Below are 3,447 nucleotides of genomic sequence, written 5' to 3' on the forward strand. Positions count from 1 at the left end.
TCCTGGAACTCCTCTACATACTCGGCTAATTTCTCCCCCACCCATCGCTTTGCTTCAGTACTGTTTTTAATTCTATCCCAGTCATACTTATCACCGATTCCGACAATAAATTCTCTCTGTAAGTCTAAGGTTTTACTCTTTTTGACGTGCTGAAAGTAGTCCTCTATCCGTCTGTCCTTCCGAGTTTGTTTTGAATTATATTCTTCAAGGGCAGAACCAAAAATCTTTTCATAGGCCTCTTTGATGGGTTCTTGTTTGATGTAAATATTCTCGTGGATTTTATCTTGGTCAATATGTTGGTGTTGAGGCTGTTTAAATTCTTCTTCTGTCAAATCTCGATTGTTGTGTTTGATACTCGTCATCTTGGTACTTGTTTTAAAAGAAATGCTCAGTTGTACCATCCAAATTTCCTCCCCCCTTGTCCTCCCAAAAGGGGAGGACGAGCAAGCCGACAAAGTCTATTGCTTGCTCAATTCTAGCTATAATAAAATTAAGCAACGCTTGGTTTTATTATAGCTTTTCTGTTACTCTTTTGTCAAAAGAGTAACGTTTATGCAGTTTTGACAAACCTAACGGTTCGTCAAAACGCAAACGCTCCTCCGAGGGACTCTTGCAGAGAGCAAATTCGTGCGAATGAACGCACGAAAAAAGAGAAAACTCGAACCCCAAGTTTTCTCTTCGTCGCTCGAAATCGAGCGAGACATTTTTTCAAAATGTCAGTCGGACGGCTTCGCTATTGTCCGACCAAAAAAGCCGACCTCGAAAGGTCTGCTTTTTATTCTTCCTCGCTCAAAACTTCCCCAGTTTCATAATCTACTGACGGAACTAAATTCCCATACTTTCGCTCTTGATAAACTCCGTCAAAATACAATCGAATCAATCCAGTATGAGAACGCAAAACCGAATTGATAACTTTCATAGTCGGCAGTCCATACTCTGAACCTTTTGCCATTACAAAATTTTTCAATTCCAAGATATTCGCTAGCCGATGATCTGCAATAATATTGCAGACCTCGTCTAGAATATCGTCTTTTTGTTCAGCATCTAACGTCACATAACGGTCAATATCAAAGTTATTGATATGCTTAATATCTGCCTTATCGTACTTGTGCTTTTTCTTCTCGATAGCGTCTTTGGACTCATGCGTTAGATACAAATACATGTTTTCGATATTCAGAACTATCTGAACCATAGCAACACTTTGCTCACCTAAAGCTCTCTTAATTCTAACTCGAACACTATCAGCAGTCACTGGATTTTTTGCCACATAAATCACATGATAGTGCGCTTTTTTGTAAAGTTGTCCCTCAACACCACTCAAATCTTTATCGTGTAATGGACTAATCGCAATCGGTACACCAATCAATTCTAATCTCAATTCCCAATCTTCCGGGATTGACTCAGGATAGAGTAGGAAAGTGAAATATCTTGCTTTTTCTTTTGCCATACGGTATAATTAACCCAAGAAATATTTTGCTTTAGAGCCATTGCCGTGGCTCTTTTTTTATTTTTCTTGACCTTTCTTGTAATTTTCTAGAGCGACAGAAATCATCGCTGATTTTGATAACCCTAATTCTTTTGCCATTTTTTCAAGATTTTCAAGCACCGAATCACTAAGAGTTATTGTCAATCTTTTTTTCATGAATTACCTCTCAAAATTTTATAAAACAATAGTAACACAAGTACGCATTTAATGCAACAATTTTAGTATTATTTTTAAAATGTCGCCGAAAATGTCGCCGAAATGTCGCCGAAATGTCGCACCACTCAAACCCTTGTGGCTCTAAGGCTCAAGGCACTTTTTTTCTTAATTTGGCACTCGGCACTTAAAAGGGGGGTCGTAGTAGCCCCCCAGATTTTAGATTTTTTCGGAGAAAAAATCCCCCTCAATTTTTCCCACGTACCCAATTTTGACACATAGACTTCAACGTGTTATAATTATATAAACGCTATAGTTCGAGGAAACGAATAGCAAAACGCAAAAAAGGCAGTAGCTGGAACTACTGCCTTTCTTTTTTGTCCTAAAAAGAACTCAGGCTATTTTTTGTCGCTTTTGTCTTTGATGTACTGAATTAGCCAATCAGCAACTACTTCTGCAGCAACGCTAACCGCAAAAGGAATCAAAACAAGTTCGAGGAAAGTCTTCAAAACGCTCACCTCCAATCTAAGTTCGCGTTACTTAGTGGAAGAACTAGCGACTTTGCTATTATATCATGTCCGCTTACTTTATTCCAATTTCCTTTTGACAACAAGTAACCAGTGACTGCCGTCCTTTGTCCGTGTCCGTCCGAAACGCTAAAGCCTTTCGGCTCGGCACGTTCCAGCGTACTCTGTCACTGCTTATTGTCAAAAGTTTTCTCGGCATAAATCGCTCAAAGCTCTGGTCCTTGAAAATCTCTGTCTACTGAGAAAGTTTTGCTTGATTCTAAAGCTATTATTCGGTCATTCAGCAATTCTATTTCTTTTTCACTCAAAACATCTGAAAGTTTATCTAGGACATCCGCTTTTTCTTTGTAAGTCTTAAATTTGTCATCAAAGCCCTTATTTTTAGCTTCTGCTAACTTCAAATCAAACTTTACTTTCCCTAGTTCCGTATCTTTCATCTCCAACTGCCTTCTCAAAAGGATATTTTGAGAAATTAGACCTTGAATTTTTTCATTGACCGAATGGATATAATTTTTTAACTGGCTCACAAAATCAAAATCGAAGGTTATTTTCCCTGTAATCGTCTTTTTAGCCTTTTCTAACACTTCAAAAAAATAGCTTCGTTCTTTTTCACTTGGCAATGGATTAAGAGCATATTCTCTTGATAAATCGTTCAAAAAACTCTTTTGTTGCTCTATTTTTTCGTCTAGTCGCACTAACTCGCCCGATTTGGCCTCTATTTTCGATTCTAAGCCCCTCTTTTCACTTTCTAGACCTTTTACCCTATCTTGTAAGTTAGAGAGCTCAGAGAGCGTTTTTTCGCCCTCTAAAGAGAGCTGAGCCGACTCCTCCCTTTTTTCCTGAATAGAATCTTTCAGTCTGCTCAGTGTTTCTCTATTGGCTTTAATTTCGTTTGCTACTTCCAAAAGTTCATCTAAAGCCTGTTCTCTGTGCTTGTGAACTTCCTCCGAGATCGCTTCTTTCTCTTTTTCAAGTTCTCTTACCAGTCGCTTGTATTCACGCATGTCTTTGATGTCATTTGTTCCAACTAGTTTTCGTTCAATCCCTAATGACTTCATCTTCTCAGATAAAATTTTGACTTCTTGCTCTTTGAATACTCGCAACTGATGGCGCCCTTTTTCAAAATTCCCCTCATTCTGGAGGGCTTTTTTAAAACTTGGTTGAATGCTCAAGCCCTTTTTGTATCCCTCTGCAACTGGAATGATGTTGAAATGAGCATGAGGATGCCCTTTTTCGTCCAGGTGAACTGCTGCATTGTAGATATACAAGTGAGGGTGTCTT

At 38.6% G+C, this 3,447-nt stretch carries 3 protein-coding genes and 1 pseudogene; all 4 read right to left on the reverse strand.

What is annotated here, in order from left to right; genetic code table 11:
• A pseudogene (locus HT729_RS05480) lies at positions 1-401 on the reverse strand (plasmid recombination protein); the annotation flags it as partial.
• Positions 402-775: 374 nt separating this feature from the next.
• On the reverse strand, positions 776-1,447 hold the full coding sequence (locus HT729_RS05485) for a replication protein (protein WP_172931764.1): 672 nt from the start codon (positions 1,445-1,447) through the stop codon (positions 776-778).
• A gap of 57 nt (positions 1,448-1,504) precedes the next feature.
• Positions 1,505-1,642, reverse strand: coding sequence for a plasmid copy number transcriptional regulator CopA (copA, locus tag HT729_RS05490; protein ID WP_172931765.1), 138 nt, complete (start codon positions 1,640-1,642; stop codon positions 1,505-1,507).
• 730 nt (positions 1,643-2,372) lie between these two features.
• Positions 2,373-3,224, reverse strand: coding sequence for a hypothetical protein (locus HT729_RS05495; RefSeq protein WP_205380678.1), 852 nt, complete (start codon positions 3,222-3,224; stop codon positions 2,373-2,375).
• Positions 3,225-3,447: the final 223 nt, after the last annotated feature.

This window comes from Streptococcus sp. 79, from assembly GCF_013277425.1.
Lineage (GTDB): Bacteria > Bacillota > Bacilli > Lactobacillales > Streptococcaceae > Streptococcus > Streptococcus pseudopneumoniae.

Coding starts and splice junctions, on each gene's coding strand:
- HT729_RS05485 (WP_172931764.1), bottom strand. CDS start 1,447: ATGGCAAAAGAAAAAGCAAGATATTTCACTTTCCTACTCTATCCTGAG.
- copA (WP_172931765.1), bottom strand. CDS start 1,642: ATGAAAAAAAGATTGACAATAACTCTTAGTGATTCGGTGCTTGAAAAT.
- HT729_RS05495 (WP_205380678.1), bottom strand. CDS start 3,224: ATGAAGTCATTAGGGATTGAACGAAAACTAGTTGGAACAAATGACATC.